Genomic DNA, 15,979 nt, shown 5'->3' on the forward strand with positions numbered 1-15,979 from the left:
CCTGCTTTGCCAACCTCGACAGCACTGGTACCCCTTCGCTACGCTGGTCCGCTTGCAGGGTGCGCGGCCCTGCTGCTCGGCGGCATAGGCACCAGCCCCGGGGCGCTCGCGCAAAACCCGCCCGAATCGACGCCGCAGATAGCCTATCCGGAACAGCGGCTTGAGCAACAGCGCCAGGCACAAGAGCGCGAACAAGCCATCAACACGCCGGCTGTACGCTCCAGCACGCCGCCCGCCGCGGCTTACCCGGTGTTGCCCACCGAGCAGCCGTGCTTTCGCATTGAGCACTTCGCGCTTGAGGTGCCCAAGCAGCTGCCGGCAGCCGTGCGCGCACAAGGTGCCTCGGCGTTGCCCCAGGACCGCTTCGCATTTGCACGTCAATGGCTGGCGCACTATGCGGGTCAATGCGTCGGCAAGCAGGGTGTGGAGCGCATTGTCAGTGGCCTAACACAGGAGATTTTAAGCCACGGTTACATCACAACACGGGTTATGCTGGCCGAGCAGGATCTCTCGCACGGTGAGTTGACCGTCACGCTCGTGCCGGGCGTGATTCATGCCGTGCGTTTTTCGGAGCCAACGATACGCGGCACATGGAAATCCGCGTTTCCGGCTAGAGCCGGCGACGCACTGAATCTGCGCGATCTTGAACAAGGCCTAGAGCAACTCAAGCGCGTGCCGAGCCAGGACGTGGACATGCGCATTGAACCCGCCCAGACGCCAGGTCAGAGTGACGTGGTGATCCAGGTCAGGCGCACTAAGCCGTGGACGATCGTCGTCGCAGTCGACAACTCGGGCGCGCGGGCGACCGGCAAGCTGCAAGGCCAAGTGAGCGTCGGCGTCGATAACCCGCTGGGCTTGAACGACATACTGAATGTGGGCGCCAACCATGACCTGAGTTTCGGCGACAAGCGCCTCGGCTCGCACGGCTGGAACGCGTCCTACTCGATCCCGTATGGGTACTGGAGCGCATCGCTGTCCGCCAGTTCGAACACCTACTACCAACAGATTGCTGGCGTGAATCACACCTTTGTCGCGAGCGGCAACAGCCAGTTCGTCGACGCGCGCGTGCATCGCACCCTAGCGCGCAGCCAGACCGGTGTGTTCGGTGTGCAGCTGCGCGGCATTAAGCGCTTTGGTGCGAGCTTTATCGAAGACACCGAAATCAAACGACAACGACGGAATAATACGTTTATCGAGCTGGGCTTGACCCACCGGCATTATGTCGGCGGTGCACAGTTTGATGGCCTGCTCGCATACCGGCAGGGTCTGGGTTGGCTCGGCGCAACGCCGGCGTTGCCACGCGGCTATCCGACGTACCGACTGCGCATGGCATCGCTCGATGCGAATCTGTCCGTGCCGTTCACGCTCGCGGGCCAGCCGTTGCGCTACGTCAGTGCCGCTCACGGGCAGTTTACGAACAACCGACTTTTTTATCTGGATGGCCTCACCATCGGCAGCCGCTACACCGTGCGCGGCTTGGATGGCGAGACGATGCTCGCTGGCGAACGCGGCTTTTACTGGCGCAACGAACTGCAAGCGCCGATTGCGCACACCGGGCAGCACGCTTACGCGGCGCTTGATTATGGCCAAGTCTTCGGTCCGCTAACACGAGACCAGGACGGCACGCGGCTCGTTGGCACGGCCCTTGGGTTGCGCGGCACGGTGCCCACACGCTTAGCCACCTACACGTACGAGCTATTTGCCGGCACGCCCCTGTATCATCCAGCGGCATTATCGACGGCCCGCGTCACGGTCGGCTTTCGACTGAGCGCGCAGCTGTGAGCAGACACCTATCGTTGATCTCTATCCCTTTTCCTGTCTTTTCGAGCAAGCTCTATGCGCATCCGCACGAGGAGTCTTGTGCTGTTTTTAGCTTTAGCGCTGTCCCTCACCTCTCATACCGCATTGGCAACGGATCTAGTGTGCTCTCCCAAAAAATAACTTTGCATAAGCGTGCGATTTTTTCGAGGATGGAATCGGCGGTGGCCGTTCACATGAACGGCCGTTTATGCAGGGCATCCTAATCGCCGTGGTACACGGCCTTTATTGCAAACCGCAGTCACCTGCGCACACGCCCAAAGCCGAACCGCCGGACCGGTTGCTGTCGCGTCGGGACGTTAATCGCCGCGACGCATACGCTGGCGCAACTCCTGCAATTGCAACTCGATGACAGTCGCATCGGCCGCGTCGGGCTCCTGCGCCAAATAGCGCTCCAAATCGTCCAGCGCCGGTCGTAGATAGTCCAGCCGCGCATACGCGAAGCCGCGATCGCGGACTTCCTCGATGTTCTCCGGCAACAAGATGACGAGTCGTTGTTGGACAGCCAGCAGCCGTTGCCAGCGCTCGGTCTGCAGATAGATCGCTTTCAGGTTGCGCAACATCCGCGCGATGATCTCCCGCTCGGTGGCCGGCTGCAGCAGCGCGTGCAGGGTGCCGGCGATCGATTGCCCGCCTTTGTCCAAGTACGGCTCGAGCATCTCGACCATGCGTGACTCGTTCAGCGACTCTCCAGTCGTCGGATCTAGCATCACTTCACCTTCCGCGATCGTCGCCCGCAACAGGAAGTGACCCGGGAACGACACGCCCTTGACGGGTAATCCGAGTTGTTCGGCCATCTCCAAGTAGATCACGGCAAGCGAAATCGGAATGCCGCGTCGCTTTTTGAGCACCATGTTCAGATGGCTGTTGTCCGGATCATAGTAGTCGTTCAGGTTCGCGCAAAATCCCAATTCCCGGAAGAAGAAGCGGTTCAGCACCAATAACTTCTGCGCCACATCGGCGCCCTGCGGTATGCGTTGACGCAGCCGCGCCACCAGCGCGTCGATGTCCGCGAGCGTACCCTGCACGTCCAGGTCTGGATAGGCATCCTGTGCCAGTGATAAGGCGGCTTCAGTCAGCGGCAGGCTCTCGTCCTGCGCGACCAATGTGGTGAAAAAATCGAGTATTCGGGAAGTCGTCATCGGCTCGTTATTTCACGCGGCGGCGGAAGTACGCATATTTAAAGCCCATCAGAAACAACATGGCAAAATATAGCGCGGCAAGGATGATCAGCGTAGCGCCCAATGCTGCAATGCGCATACCCGGGTGGTGCCCCAGTGCAATCCAATCGAACGACTGGTTGAACCAGCGCATGACGCCGGCAAGCACAAGGCACGCGCCAGCCAACTGCACGAAAAACAGCCCCCATCCAGCCGATGGCACGTAGATCGAGCGCCGGCGCAAGCCGGCGAACAGCAGCAGCGCATTCACGCATGCGCCGATGCCGATGCTCAGTGACAAGCCCGCATGTGCAAGATGGGGCACGAACACGACATTGCACAATTGCGTGACGACTAGCACCGCCAACGCGATCTTCACCGGTGTCTTGATGTCCTGTTTAGCATAAAAACCGGGCGCGAGGATCTTGATCAGGATCAGCCCGAGCAACCCCACCCCATAGGCGGCCAGTGCACGCGACACCATCATGACGTCGTGGCCCGAGAACCGTCCATAATTGAACAACGTGGCTGTTAAGGGTTCAGCGTAGACGAACAGCGCGACAGCACTGGGGGCGGCCAGCAGGAAAGTGAGCCGCAAGCCCCAGTCGAGCAGCGCCGCGTATTCCGCCGCATCGGCATCCGCGTGTGCCTTAGACAAGCTAGGCAACAGAATCGTGCCGAGCGCAACGCCCAGCAGCGCGGTGGGGAACTCCATCAGCCGATCCGCGTACGATAACCACGATACGCTGCCGGGCGCCAGGTGTGAAGCGATATTGGTATTGACGATCAGTGACAGCTGGGCGACCGATACCGCGAAGCTGGCGGGCAGCATTTTCCATAAGACCCGCTTGACCCCGGGGTGGGCCAGCGCGCGGGCCGGATTGAGTCCAATCCGGGGCATCATCCGGACCCGTTTCAGCCCCGGCAGTTGCACAAGCAGCTGCAGCACACCACCGGCCAACACGGCGAAAGCAAGCGCGTAGATTGGGGTGGCCAGGCGCGGCGCAACCACCAACGCCGCGACGATGAAGCTGACATTGAGCAGGACAGGCGCAAATGCCGGCAGCGAAAAATTCCGATAAGTATTCAAGACACCGGACGCCAGCGAGGTCAGCGAGATCAATGCGATGTACGGAAACATGATCCGCGTCATCGTCACTGAGATCCCGAACGCCTGAGCGTCGTGACGCAACCCCGATGCCACCACCCACACGACGAACCCGGCGCCGGCGATGCCCAGCACCGACAGGCCGACCAGCACCCAGGCGAGCACGGTGGCGGTCGCGTCAATCAGCGTACGCGTCGCCTCGTGCCCCTTCTGGTTCTTGAACTCGGCCAGGATCGGCACGAACGCCTGCGAAAACGCGCCCTCGGCGGACAGGCGCCGCAGCAGGTTCGGGATACGAAACGCGACATTAAACGCGTCGGTGTACAGGCTGGCGCCAAAAGCGCGGGCAATTAGCGTTTCACGCGCCAATCCAGTGATCCGGGAAAGCAGGGTGAAGCCACTGACGGTGACAAGGGCGCGAAGTAGATTCATGCGAGGGAATTATACGGACCCTATGCGATAGACACGACAATGGCACGCCGCGATAGCTGCGCTGACCGATGGCAGCGCGACGTGGCGGGGGTCTCGGGACTCGTGGCGGCGATCCGTGGCAAGGGTCCCGGGACAGCGGCCCGTGGCAGCACGGTCCCGTGGTAGTGGTCCCAGAGCGCTGGTCAATGGACCGTCCGCGCCCGTCGCCTCTGCAACTGACTGGACGTTTCTTATATGGTCACCTTCCATTTGCAAGGCGATGGTGCGCGGCAAGGAGGGGGTTACGGACTGATATCCGGACTCGATCACGGGCGTGCTCGCTGGGCCCCGATGGATTTCGCCGCAAGGTCTTAATCTACAAAGGTCCTAATCTAATAGCGGACTCGAGGTTCGAGAAATCGGGGCTACCCCTATTCGTCGTGGTCGTGAATGCCGAGCATAGAAATGCGCCGCCTCGCCGTCATCCACACGCGCGAAATCGGTATCCTTCCCCGTTCGCCAGGATCATCAACACTTGCGCGAAGCGCTTGCGCTACGGATTGCGCCACCCACGCATGCGTCATTCACCTGCCCGCGTGGGTAGTAATGCTCGGTTTGGTGTCATCCGGGAAGCTGCTTTCACAAACACGGGCTTTACCTTGGCAAGCGCTGCCATCTCGGCCTTTGCTGCCCGATAGCGGCGCAGCTGGCTAGTAACCATTGGCCACGCCACAGCCCTCAAGCGCAGCACGCGCTTGCGTTCTCGATTCCGTGGGATAGGGGCCTAAGCCCTGAACTGCCTTATTAGTGGCAAATCTGCTTCATGTCGGCTTCGGGCAAGCCCGTCATACGCTTGACCGTCTCGCGCTCCAAGCCGTTTTCTAGCAACGTGCGCGCGATCTTCAGCGCAGCTTCCTTGTGCCCTTCTTCACGGCCTTTTTCACGACCTTCTTCACGGCCTTCTTCGCGTCCCAGCATCCGGCCGCGCTCCAGGCCTTTTTGCTCGAGCTTCTGTGCAATTGTCATTAAAACCTCCTCGTGTTGCGGTGAGCGGATCGCCAACTCTCGCATAAATCGCTCCGGATCCGCCGTGTCGCCCCACTGCAGCATGTAATGCATCAGCGACACCAACTGCTCGTGCGTAGTGTACCCCGTGCTCAACAGGCTGGCCAGTTGCTCCACCAGGGTCGCCAAATCGCGTTGCCGGATATGCTTTTGCAATAACTCCAGCATCGCCATGCGCCGATGCGTGATGATTTCATCATCCGGAATCACCGTGACATCCACCAAGGGAAAGCCTCCTGCATACAGCTGCGACGCCCACTCAGGCACCTCGAAGCTGTCCAGCCACCGCATCGAGTACGGATACGGACTGACCTGTCCGTGATAAAACAGCATCGGAATCACCAGCGGCAACTGGTCATGTCCGGCCTCTAGATGGCGCTGCATGGCAGCTACCGCGTAGCGCATTAGCCGAAACGCCATATGACGCTCCGGCCGGCTTTGATGCTCAATCAGCGCATACACATACCCATCGCCCTGCCGAGTCTGCAGCGACCACAGCACGTCCGAATAGTAGGCGCGTAAATCTTCTTCCACAAAGCTTGCCGACTCCAGACGCAATGTGCCCAAGTCGCACTGCGCCAACCACGGCGTGGGCAAATGCAGGCTTAAGAAATCTCGTGCGGTGTCCGGATGCGTGAGGAACTGCTTGAACAGCGCATCATGCGGCGTCATCGTCGATGAACGTTTCATGGCGAGCGTGGATCATGGGGGGCGCTTACTTTATCATCGCTCGCGCGCAGCGCCTGGGCGCTGGACCGCTTCCCAGCTCGCCGCGGCATCGACTGCGTCGTTTATTCGACTTCACGAATGGACGCACCAACTGGGCAGCAATGAACCGCATAGGGTGGCCAAGCCGTGCTAAGACCCGAGTCAGTGATGAACGCTGCCGCAGGCTTCCATAACGACGCGACTCGCTGGCCGGTTGGCAAAAAACGGCACGAGTTGAACACGCTTGAGAACCCAGCTATGGATCACACCAGACGCAGGACACAGAACACAGAACACAGGATCGACGTAATTGAATCTGAAAAACGCACTTAGCCAGGTCAATGGCGATTGTCGTGGGCTTCATTCATTGAAGCTTCTTTAACGAAAGAACAGAAAAAACACTGTCGCACATTTGCACCAGGAACGAGAGCATAGACCAGGCGCTGGAATAGCTGCGGTAGCAGGAGACGATCACTCCATCTACTGAGGTCAATCCAGGAAGGGGCACCGATTGCGCATCCCATTGTTTTATTGTTATAATCCGCCGTTTCGATAGTCCGCCGGGCAACCGTTCCCCGCGGCTCATACTCCAATACCGCTGGAAACAGGATAAGGAACCGTCATGGCTAACTCCGCACAAGCTCGCAAGCGTGCCCGTCAGGCCGCGAAAGCCAACTCACACAACTCTGCGCTGCGCTCTAAAATGCGTACCGCGATCAAGGCCGTGCGCAAGGCGATCGAATCCGGCGACAAGGCAAAGGCTGCCGAGGTGCTGAAGCAATCGTCAAAGACGCTGGACATCATCGCCGACAAGAAGATCATCCATAAGAACAAGGCCGCTCGCCATAAGAGCCGCCTGGCCGCTGCTATCAAGGGTCTGACGCAAGCCGCAGCGTAAAGCCCCACGCCGGTTGATTGCCCGCGGCGCGGCCCGCCAAGCGGGCACGTCGTGTGAAGACTCGGTCTCGTCAAAACGCACCGAGTCGGCCCGGCGCAACACCGGTGGTGCAGCGATGGAGTGGAGTAGTCGAAGCAAAAAGCCCGCAATCGCGGGCTTTTTGCGCTTAAGTAGCAACCAAACCGCAGGGCACTGCGCGGCCACGCCAATCCGGCGGCAGCCTCTGCCCGCAACGGTCGCTCGCCGCCGCCGCTTAGCCGACCTCGCGTTTGGGCGCGGCGCGCTGCACTGGATGCTCGATCGGCAGCTCGCAAGCTTCGGTCACCACCAGATCATTGTCCCGTGCGAAATTCATCACAAAATCGAAAGCCATCGGCTCAATGTCGCGCAGTCGCGAATCGACGATCACCGTCTTGATGTCACCGAGCATCACAGGCCGCACGTATAGCGAATACTTCAGCTTCGCATTCGGCCCGGTCGCCCCTGGACCAAACGACGACATCACACCGCACAGCCGCTCCGACCAGTCACTCGGCCGAAACTTCTTTCCGCTCTTGGTGATGCCTTGAATGAAGTATTCGGTTGAGGATGAGTCGCCCATGTGGAACACCTGAAAGACCGCCCCGCTAGCACCGACTCAACGGCACCCGCGAACAGGGCAAATGAGGCTCCGCGACGCACGGACATGCTTTCCCACGCCGTACCGCCGCGCGACACCACGGCGGCAGACTCGCCGCGAAAGCCGTTCATTATAGCGTACGCGGTCCCTTGCCGCAGCGCACTACGCTGCCCAGGATACCGGATCTGCGCTTTCCCGTCGTTCTCGCCCCGTCGCGCTGAGCCTGCCTGGGCGCTGAACAAGCGTCACGCCGAACCGGGAGCGCACGCAAGATGCGCAAGCCGGGACGCGCCGCTTTCGCCGCCTGCTTACCCGCCGACGACTCGGCCGTGTCGCCCGCACATGAGAATCGTGCGGCGCCGCGCAACGTAGCGATGCCCGTTCGGGCGCGGCAGCGAGCGTAGGCCGGCTCGTCAAAGGCACCGAAATCCTTTATGCTGGATAGAATGATCCACATGGCAAGCGGCGGCGCCCGGCGTACTGACCGGCTCAGTCCGCCGTATCTGTTTTTATGACCTCCACCAAGACGATTCGCCACTACCTGCAGTTCCGAGATTTTTCCGCCGACGATTATGACTACGTGCTGGAACGCGCCCGGATTCTGAAACAGAAGTTCAAGAACTACGAAACCTACCACCCGTTGCACGATCGCACGCTAGCCATGATCTTCGAGAAAAACTCGACGCGCACGCGGCTCTCGTTTGAAGCCGGGATCTTCCAGTTGGGCGGTCACGCGGTCTTCATGAGCACACGCGACACGCAGCTGGGTCGCGGCGAACCGATCGAGGATGCGGCGCAGGTCATATCACGCATGGTCGACATCATCATGATTCGCACGTTCGGCCAGGACATCCTGCGGCGCTTTGCGCAGAATTCGCGCGTTCCAGTCATCAATGGACTAACCAACGAGTATCACCCCTGCCAGGTGCTGGCCGACGTCTTCACGTTCCACGAGCACCGGGGACCGATCCGCGGCAAAACCGTCGCGTGGGTAGGTGATGCGAATAACATGGCTTATACATGGATCGAGGCCGCGCACATCCTCGGGTTCAAGCTTCGCGTGTCGACGCCGCCGGGATACAGGCTCGATCACGCATCGATCGACCCGGCACATCTGGCATCGGTTGAGGAAACCGACGATCCGCGCGCCGCCTGCAAAGACGCCCACCTGGTCACGACCGATGTGTGGACCAGCATGGGCTTCGAACAAGAAAACGACGCACGCAAAGCCGCGTTCGCGGATTGGTGCGTCGATGCGGAACTGATGGCACTCGCGCAGCCTGACGCGCTGTTCATGCATTGCCTGCCCGCGCATCGCGGCGAGGAAGTGAGCGCCGACGTCATCGACGGTCGGCAGAGCGTCGTGTGGGACGAGGCCGAAAACCGGCTGCACGTGCAAAAGGCGTTGATGGAGTTCTTGATGCTCGGCCGCCTGAATCATTGAGCCCTTTCATCGGCCGTGCGCAACATCGGATGCACAACACTGGATGCGCACCAGCCGCCCGCAATTGCGTGTGGACAGCCGCGCCCTCGCCAGCACCCGCGCTTCGCATGCGCGGATTCAGACGACCAGCGGCTCCATGTTGAGAACCACGCCGAAGCGCTGGCTAACGTCGGCGCGGATCGCCCGCGCCAGCGCCAATACCTGTTCGCCGGTCGCGCCGCCGCGATTGACCAGCACCAGGGCCTGGCGCTCGTGCACGGCGGCCGCACCGATTGAGCGCCCTTTCCACCCGCAGCGATCGATCATCCAACCGGCGGCCAGCTTGACGCGGCCATCGCGCTGCGGGTAGCACACGATATCCGGCTCCTTCGCGCGCAGCGCCGCAAACTGCTCGGCGTCAACGATCGGATTCTTGAAAAAACTGCCTGCGTTGCCCAGGACCGCTGGGTCAGGCAGCTTTTCACGTCGGATCGCGGTAACCGCGTCGAAGACCTGTCGCGCCGTCGGCTCGCCAATCCCGCTCGCGGCGAGCCGGCTTGCAACGTCTGCGTACGAAGCGCGGGCGCGCCATCGCTTCGGCAAACGAAACGCAACGGACAGGATGATCAGCCGGTCGCGCGCCGCATGCTTGAATACGCTGTCGCGATAGCCGAACGCGCAGGCTGGTGCATCAAGCTCCACGATACGCCCATCGACCATGTCGAGCGCACGCAACCGTTCGAAGCACTCGGCAAGCTCGAGACCATATGCCCCGATATTCTGCACCGGCGCGGCGCCGACCGTACCGGGGATCAGCGCGAGATTCTCCAATCCGGCCATGCCTTGTTGCAGCGTCCAGTCAACAAAGTCGTGCCAGCGCTCGCCGGCAGCGGCCTCGACGATGTAGGCATCGTCGGTCTGTGCGACGACGCGCCTGCCGCGCAAGTCGATCACGAGCGCCAAGCCATCGAAGTCGCGCGTGAGCACGACATTGCTGCCCGCACCGAGCACCAGGCGCGGCATGCCGGCAATCCGCCTATCGGCGTGCAGCGCGACGAGGGCAGCTTCCGAGCGGATCGCACCACCCAGTCGCGCGCGCACGGCGAAGCCAAACGTATTGTGCTCTCGCAGTGAATAATCCGCCTGCAGCGCATTGGGCGCCAGGTCAGCGTCAGACAATCGGGACATCGCAAAGGCCGTCATGGGTCAACGCCGCCGACGCGCACGTGGCCCGCTGTGGCACGGCAGGCGTGGCGAGCGATTTGGCAAAACGCAGGCCATCGGTAAAATGACAAGATGTGTCGCATTATAGCGGCTCGTCACGATCGTCCCGGCACAGCGCACCGGGCATCGTGCAGCCGTGCTAGCAGTTCTTTCGGGAGAAAATGCAATGCCGTCGTTCGATGTAGTCGTGGAAGCCAACATGGTTGAGGTCAAGAACGCGGTCGAGCAGTCGAACAAGGAAATCTCGACGCGCTTCGACTTCAAGGGATCGGATGCACGCGTCGAGCAGAAGGAACGTGAGTTGACGCTGTTCGCCGACGACGATTTCAAGCTCGGTCAGGTCAAGGACGTGTTGCTGCAGAAAATGGCCAAGCGCCAGGTCGACGTGCGCTTTCTCGACTACGGCAAAATCGAGAAAATCGGCGGCGACAAGGTCAAGCAACTCGTCACCGTTAGAAAGGGCGTGGCGGGCGATCTCGCAAAGAAGATTGTCAAGCTAGTCAAAGACAGCAAGATCAAAGTGCAGGCCAGCATACAAGGCGACGCGGTGCGCGTGAGCGGCACCAAGCGCGACGATCTGCAATCCGTCATGGCGATACTGCGCAAGGAGGTGAGCGACGCCCCACTCGACTTCAATAATTTCCGCGACTGAGCGGCGCATCGCCTAGCGGCCCCCGCCGTCACCACCGCGACCGGGTGCGCCTTTCTTGTCGCCAATCCGGCTCTCCTGTCCGGCCAGTAGCTTGCTGATATTCACGCGGTGCCGCCACACTAGCAACACGCTCATGGCAATGATGGCTCCGGCTACCGGATTGCCGCCGAACATGAACAGGTCGAACAGCGGCGCGAACAGCGCCGCGATCAGTGCGGCCAACGACGAGTAGCGGAAAAAGAAAGCAATGATCAGCCACGTGGCGGCAGTCGCGATGCCGAGTACCGGGTCGATCGCGAGCAGCACGCCGGCCGCGGTGGCCACGCCCTTACCACCCTTGAAGCAGAAGAACACCGGATACAGGTGGCCGACGAATACGGCGATCGATGCCAGCGCCACCGAGAATGCGTCGAGCCCGTATGCGGCGCCAACCTGCTTGACGAGCCACACGGCAAGCCATCCCTTGAACGCGTCGCCAAGCAGCGTCAGAATCGCCGCCGCCTTGTTGCCGCTGCGCAGCACATTGGTCGCGCCGGGGTTCTTCGAGCCATAGGTGCGCGGATCGGACAGGCCCATTGCGGCGCTGACCACCACCGCGAACGATATCGAGCCGATCAGGTACGCAACGACGGCGACAAGCAGGTTAGCCATGGAGAAGGTCGTGCAATTCGTTCAAAGCGCGTCATTCTACCTAACACGGCCCTGTCCAGGCACGTGAGAGCCCGCTGTGCCGGCGCATGGCGCACGCACGCGCGACACACGACACACGACACACGACACACGACACACGACACACGACACACGGCGCATGACGCATGACGCATGGTAGCGTGCTGCGCTCCCACGCGTTTAGTCCCCGCTCGCGCAGTCCACCGGCGTGGCGGCTAGCAGTGTCGTGAGTACTGCCGGCGCGAGGCTCACGAGGTAGCCGCGACGCCCGCCGTTCAGGTAAATCCGTTCGAGCGAGAGAATCGTGCGCTCCACATACACCGGCAGCGGCTTGCGCGTGCCGAATGGCGACGTGCCGCCGACCAGATAGCCCGAATGCCGGTTCGCGACATCGGGCTTGCATGGCTCGATGCGCTTGGCGCCAATTTGCCGCGCCAGATTTTTGGTCGATACCGTGCGATCGCCGTGCATCAGCACGATCAGCGGTTTCGCGTGCTCGTCCTCCATCACCAGCGTCTTAATCACACAATGCTCTTGTACGCCGAGTTGCCGCGCGGATTCGGCGGTGCCGCCGTGCTCCACGTAGTCGTAGGCATGCTCGCCGAACTCGATGTGATGCTGGCGCAGCAACTGGGTGGCCGGCGTTTGTGAAACGTGCTTGTTCTTTGCCATGGAGATCAATTTTGACATCCTCCCCGCTTAAAGTAGTCGGGGGATTCCTACGGCGCTCGCCCCGGCATCGAGCCGCAATGAGTCGCTTCGGCAGGTTCCTGCTGCTGGTGGCATGACGACACCGCTCACTTCACAGGCGAGGCGGGCATGTCCCGCGCTTAAAATGTTGATCGCGCCAGCCATTTTCGGCCACGGGTGCGAAACGGATGAACTTGGGCCGCGATTGACCGAGGCTGGTATATTCCGCGTCGAGAAATAGCAGCATGGTTAGCGAAAAGCGAAAGGTGACACAATGCGGCCCGAGCTGTACAAGCCCGAACGCGTGCGTGGTGCCCGTGAAACGGCCCTAACGTCCAACTATGTGCTAGTCTACCGGATCAAGAAGCAGGCCGGCGTGAGTGATTAAGTTTGTGCGTATCCTCAGCGTGCGGCAGGACTACGCAAAGGGGAACCGAAAATAAGGGCGCTGGTTGGCAGGTTGATGTCCGTGTTCGAGCCGCTATTCTGAGCACTGGTGGACCTCGCCCTCGGCTTCGTCTGGTGCGCTTGTCGAGTGTGCTCATCCTCGTAGGCGCAACCTTCTGCATTTTCATCCGGTATCCGAAGCGGCGCGCGCCGATACGTCCGTAACGTTTGTTTGTTGCGGCCTGAAATCGAAACAAGCCGATCCCACTGACGCACGCGCGAACCAGGATTATCTGTGACCAGCCGAAAACCAAGGTGGCCGTCTCATGCGCGGCTCACTTGGTAGATTCAATGAACGCGCCAAGCTTATCGAGTTCGTGTGACCAGAACAGGGCAAGCCCGCGCGCTTGCGCTTGTTCGAGGTTAAGAACCTTGAAGACGCCCGCCAGCGCGGCGGCCGGTACGACCTGCGCGGTGCCAAACTGTTTGATCCAGTATTCGGCCTTTACGGCGGCGTCATTGTTCAGGCGCTTCACGCTGTTAGTGGCGCTGTTCGACACCTTGCACTCGATCGCCATGAGTCGCGTGTCGTGCAAGCGCACGACGACATCGGCCTTGCGTTCACCGAGCTGGCACTCGGCGCAAAACTGCATGGCCTGCGGGCCCTTGACGATCGTATTGATCGCTACGGCTGGGGCCTCGGTGAAGCCCAGACTGCAAAGATAGTCCTTAACCTTGGTTCCTTGGTTTTCCTTGCCCTCATTGCGACGCTCGGTGGCGATGCGCTGTGCGGCCAAGAGCACGGAGGAGGCCAGCAATGCCGCCTCACGCTGTTGCTCGGTGGGTGCGCCACCGGCTTCTATCCACGGGAACCGATGCAGGTCGATCACCCGCTCAATGACCTTAAACACCTTACGCAGCGCCTCGGGGTTCTTCTTCAAGACGCCCGGAGCGATCGAGTCGACATCGGCGATCACCTGCAAGTCGTCGTCCGAAATCGGCGGGCCGGCTAAGTAGCGCAGCGCTTCGCCAAGACCCAAATTGTAGGCTTCGGCTAGGTTGTCGTCGGTAATCGCGCCTGGGTTGAGGTCGCTCAGCTTCTTGAAAAGCAGCTCGAACTTGCCGCGCGCCTGGGTGTAGTGCGTCTCCCAGGAGTCAGAGACGGCCAGGCGCTCGGCCCGGAACTGGCCAGCAGAGGTAGCAGCGTCTTTGGCAAGTTCAGCTGTGGTCCATCGAGGTGGTGCACTGGTCATGCGAGAAGCGTTTCTAGGCTTGGGATGCGCAGGCGCTCGATCTCCTTGGGCTCGAACTTGGTCAAACCGCCGGCATACGTTCTGCCGCTCCCCGTGTTGATGTTCTTGTTGAGCCACGTCACCAGCCTAGCCATCACGCCATCAGCCAGCGGCTCGCGCGGGTAGAGGCCGTGTGCCACGTTGATGTGCCGCGCGTCGCATGCGTTGAGCGTGAATTGCGGCGGCCGGCGAGCCATGTAGGTGCAAAGGATCGGGGCCGGAGCCTTGAGCCCCACCGACCACCAGACCTTGCGGTGTTGCGCGATGTAGCTCTGATCGGCACCGTTCAGCTTAGCCCACGAAAGAAAGGCGTTGATGCGGCAACACTCTTCCTCGGTAAAATCATCCAGCTCGGCAGGAAGATCAATCACACGCCGTAGGGCCTCTGTCGACTGCAGTTGAGCGCCGGCCAAGATCAAATCCTTGGCCTTAGTGACTGCCGGCAGCTTGACGCGCTCGGGCAGATCCTTTGCGTGCTCGCCTGCAATCCAAATATCGTTTGCGCCTGTGACCTGACCTCGGTGTACGCGGAACAACTCGCCAAGCTCGATGTCGCCGGCTGTAGCAGGCTCAGACGGTCGAACAATGATCGACCAGCGCGAAGCGGCTTGTAGCCGCTCGCGCGGAATCTCAGTTCCCTTGGTCAAGCCGTTAAGTTGTTCCAGCTCGCCGATGTCGCGAACGCGCACCGGCTCATCCATCTCCCCGACGCAAAAGCATGTGATCGCAGCAGTCGTCGCCGTACCAGGAAAGGCTTCGACGGTTGGCTCAAGCACGTGCAGGGCAATGCCACCCAGTTCCTCAAGTAGCAGCCGGCGCAGCGCTGAACCGTAGTTCACGTCCATCCACTCAGCCGAGGTAATGAACGCGCCCATGTCGCCCGGCTTCGCGAGTAGCCGAGTTTGCAGGAAAAAGTGCAGGTGCAGACCAGCCAGAGCACTGGCCTTGATGCCGAATTTGGCGAAGTTCGAGGCGTACCAAGCTTTCCAGTCCTCGGCGATGTCGTGATGCCGCACATAAGGCGGATTGCCGATGAAAGCCGTCATCCCGGTGCAGCGAGGAAGCTTGATCTCACGATAGTCGTCGACCAGTACGGTCGCCCGATCAGTCCAGCCCCGTACGCTCAAATTGGCTCGCAGCATCAGCGCGGCCAGGGGGTCCATCTCGACAGCGACGAGTTGGGCATCCGGAAAAGTTTCGCCTGCGGCGAGGACGAAGCGACCCGAGCCCGCCCCCGGATCGACGATGCAGCTCGGCGTGCTTTGAGCGAATAACCAAGCCGTCATCGAGCGGACAATGGGCAAGGGCGTGTAAACGGCTCCAGCCGCACGGCGCTCGAGGGCGGAGCGGATAACGGCAAACGCATTACCTAGCGGATCGTTTCCGGCAAGGATATCGTCGCGAATAGTACCCAAGAAGGCCGGCTCAATGGCTCGCCTGGAGACTTTTTTTAAAAGCGCCTTTTCGCCCGGAGAGAGCACGGCCGAAGGCCCGATCAGTGCCGCGGCGACGGCGATCAGGTCATCTTCCGTTTGGATGCTATTCATGACTGGACACGATACTTGTGGTTTTCCCACAGCTCAGCGAAGAGAACTTTCAATGTAATGCCGCGCTTGGTCGCCTCCATCTTGACTTCCTGCGCGAGCGACGGAGTCATACGGATGCCGACGATCTGCGTCTTGTCGTCGTACTTGGCATTTTTGCGGACTGTTTTTGCCGTGGTCATATTCGAGCCCCCCTCTTTTCTGGTCGTCGACTAGTCGACAGTCTAACCGATTGATCGACAGAGTGGGGAACGAGCCAAATTGATTGCTGAGCTGCTACCTAATCTCGAACCCTACCCGTTACCGATGAC

14 protein-coding genes and 1 pseudogene are annotated in these 15,979 nt (G+C 60.7%); 4 read left to right on the top strand and 11 right to left on the bottom strand.

Features of this window, described 5'->3' with window-relative positions; all coding sequences use genetic code 11:
- Positions 1 to 84 precede the first annotated feature (84 nt).
- Positions 85 to 1,782 (top strand): ShlB/FhaC/HecB family hemolysin secretion/activation protein, encoded by a 1,698-nt coding sequence (locus tag IHE30_RS10570; protein ID WP_443193644.1) that lies wholly within the window; start codon positions 85 to 87, stop codon positions 1,780 to 1,782.
- Positions 1,783 to 2,117: 335 nt separating this feature from the next.
- Here IHE30_RS10570 and IHE30_RS10575 read toward each other — a convergent pair whose 3' ends face one another.
- From IHE30_RS10575 to IHE30_RS15180, 4 genes and pseudogenes are all read right to left on the bottom strand, one after another.
- Positions 2,118 to 2,960 (bottom strand): SirB1 family protein, encoded by an 843-nt coding sequence (locus tag IHE30_RS10575; RefSeq protein ID WP_337690427.1) that lies wholly within the window; start codon positions 2,958 to 2,960, stop codon positions 2,118 to 2,120.
- Positions 2,961 to 2,967: 7 nt separating this feature from the next.
- Positions 2,968 to 4,518, bottom strand: a complete 1,551-nt coding sequence (gene murJ / locus IHE30_RS10580) for a murein biosynthesis integral membrane protein MurJ (protein ID WP_337690429.1) — start codon at positions 4,516 to 4,518, stop codon at positions 2,968 to 2,970.
- 783 nt (positions 4,519 to 5,301) lie between these two features.
- On the bottom strand, positions 5,302 to 6,252 hold the full coding sequence (locus IHE30_RS10585) for an Rpn family recombination-promoting nuclease/putative transposase (RefSeq protein WP_337690431.1): 951 nt from the start codon (positions 6,250 to 6,252) through the stop codon (positions 5,302 to 5,304).
- Between the two features lie 54 nt (positions 6,253 to 6,306).
- A pseudogene (locus IHE30_RS15180) lies at positions 6,307 to 6,634 on the bottom strand (IS110 family transposase); the annotation flags it as partial.
- A gap of 258 nt (positions 6,635 to 6,892) precedes the next feature.
- Between IHE30_RS15180 and rpsT the strand changes: the two are divergent.
- Positions 6,893 to 7,168, top strand: a complete 276-nt coding sequence (gene rpsT, locus IHE30_RS10590) for a 30S ribosomal protein S20 (protein WP_337690434.1) — start codon at positions 6,893 to 6,895, stop codon at positions 7,166 to 7,168.
- A gap of 253 nt (positions 7,169 to 7,421) precedes the next feature.
- On the opposite strand, the gene IHE30_RS10595 is transcribed toward rpsT, so the two are convergent.
- Positions 7,422 to 7,769, bottom strand: a complete 348-nt coding sequence (locus tag IHE30_RS10595; protein ID WP_237575031.1) for a DUF3579 domain-containing protein — start codon at positions 7,767 to 7,769, stop codon at positions 7,422 to 7,424.
- 529 nt (positions 7,770 to 8,298) lie between these two features.
- On the opposite strand from IHE30_RS10595, the gene argF reads away from it, so the two are divergent.
- Positions 8,299 to 9,231, top strand: a complete 933-nt coding sequence (gene argF / locus IHE30_RS10600) for an ornithine carbamoyltransferase (protein ID WP_337690436.1) — start codon at positions 8,299 to 8,301, stop codon at positions 9,229 to 9,231.
- Positions 9,232 to 9,348: 117 nt separating this feature from the next.
- Here argF and murB read toward each other — a convergent pair whose 3' ends face one another.
- Entirely contained in the window at positions 9,349 to 10,398 is a 1,050-nt protein-coding gene (murB, locus tag IHE30_RS10605) for a UDP-N-acetylmuramate dehydrogenase (protein WP_337690438.1), read from the bottom strand.
- Positions 10,399 to 10,600: 202 nt separating this feature from the next.
- Here murB and IHE30_RS10610 point away from each other — a divergent pair, with 202 nt between their 5' ends.
- Complete coding sequence (locus IHE30_RS10610; protein ID WP_337690440.1) at positions 10,601 to 11,086, top strand: YajQ family cyclic di-GMP-binding protein; 486 nt, start codon at positions 10,601 to 10,603, stop codon at positions 11,084 to 11,086.
- 12 nt (positions 11,087 to 11,098) lie between these two features.
- Here IHE30_RS10610 and plsY read toward each other — a convergent pair whose 3' ends face one another.
- From plsY to IHE30_RS10635, 5 genes are all read right to left on the bottom strand, one after another.
- The gene (plsY, locus tag IHE30_RS10615) at positions 11,099 to 11,737 is read right to left on the bottom strand and encodes a glycerol-3-phosphate 1-O-acyltransferase PlsY (protein WP_337690442.1); all 639 of its coding nucleotides are present in this window, start codon (positions 11,735 to 11,737) and stop codon (positions 11,099 to 11,101) included.
- 198 nt (positions 11,738 to 11,935) lie between these two features.
- A complete protein-coding gene (ybaK, locus tag IHE30_RS10620; RefSeq protein WP_337690444.1) occupies positions 11,936 to 12,427 on the bottom strand; it encodes a Cys-tRNA(Pro) deacylase in 492 nt (163 codons plus the stop codon).
- A gap of 740 nt (positions 12,428 to 13,167) precedes the next feature.
- Positions 13,168 to 14,085, bottom strand: a complete 918-nt coding sequence (locus IHE30_RS10625; RefSeq protein WP_337690446.1) for a XamI family restriction endonuclease — start codon at positions 14,083 to 14,085, stop codon at positions 13,168 to 13,170.
- Positions 14,082 to 15,671 (bottom strand): Eco57I restriction-modification methylase domain-containing protein, encoded by a 1,590-nt coding sequence (locus IHE30_RS10630; protein ID WP_337690447.1) that lies wholly within the window; start codon positions 15,669 to 15,671, stop codon positions 14,082 to 14,084. The genes IHE30_RS10625 and IHE30_RS10630 overlap by 4 nt, the downstream gene beginning before the upstream one ends.
- Positions 15,668 to 15,850: a hypothetical protein gene (locus IHE30_RS10635; protein WP_337690449.1), complete on the bottom strand. Its 183-nt coding sequence runs from the start codon at positions 15,848 to 15,850 to the stop codon at positions 15,668 to 15,670. The genes IHE30_RS10630 and IHE30_RS10635 overlap by 4 nt, the downstream gene beginning before the upstream one ends.
- Positions 15,851 to 15,979: the final 129 nt, after the last annotated feature.

Origin of the sequence: Mycetohabitans sp. B46 (assembly GCF_037389205.1) — a bacterium.
In the GTDB taxonomy this organism is placed as follows: Bacteria; Pseudomonadota; Gammaproteobacteria; order Burkholderiales; family Burkholderiaceae; genus Mycetohabitans.

Bases quoted from the DNA above. Each gene is read 5' to 3' on its own strand.
- argF (WP_337690436.1), top strand. From the start codon at position 8,299: ATGACCTCCACCAAGACGATTCGCCACTACCTGCAGTTCCGAGATTTT.
- IHE30_RS10625 (WP_337690446.1), bottom strand. From the start codon at position 14,085: ATGACCAGTGCACCACCTCGATGGACCACAGCTGAACTTGCCAAAGAC.
- IHE30_RS10585 (WP_337690431.1), bottom strand. From the start codon at position 6,252: ATGAAACGTTCATCGACGATGACGCCGCATGATGCGCTGTTCAAGCAG.
- plsY (WP_337690442.1), bottom strand. From the start codon at position 11,737: ATGGCTAACCTGCTTGTCGCCGTCGTTGCGTACCTGATCGGCTCGATA.
- IHE30_RS10635 (WP_337690449.1), bottom strand. From the start codon at position 15,850: ATGACCACGGCAAAAACAGTCCGCAAAAATGCCAAGTACGACGACAAG.
- IHE30_RS10610 (WP_337690440.1), top strand. From the start codon at position 10,601: ATGCCGTCGTTCGATGTAGTCGTGGAAGCCAACATGGTTGAGGTCAAG.
- rpsT (WP_337690434.1), top strand. From the start codon at position 6,893: ATGGCTAACTCCGCACAAGCTCGCAAGCGTGCCCGTCAGGCCGCGAAA.
- ybaK (WP_337690444.1), bottom strand. From the start codon at position 12,427: ATGGCAAAGAACAAGCACGTTTCACAAACGCCGGCCACCCAGTTGCTG.
- IHE30_RS10595 (WP_237575031.1), bottom strand. From the start codon at position 7,769: ATGGGCGACTCATCCTCAACCGAATACTTCATTCAAGGCATCACCAAG.
- IHE30_RS10575 (WP_337690427.1), bottom strand. From the start codon at position 2,960: ATGACGACTTCCCGAATACTCGATTTTTTCACCACATTGGTCGCGCAG.
- murJ (WP_337690429.1), bottom strand. From the start codon at position 4,518: ATGAATCTACTTCGCGCCCTTGTCACCGTCAGTGGCTTCACCCTGCTT.
- murB (WP_337690438.1), bottom strand. From the start codon at position 10,398: ATGTCCCGATTGTCTGACGCTGACCTGGCGCCCAATGCGCTGCAGGCG.
- IHE30_RS10630 (WP_337690447.1), bottom strand. From the start codon at position 15,671: ATGAATAGCATCCAAACGGAAGATGACCTGATCGCCGTCGCCGCGGCA.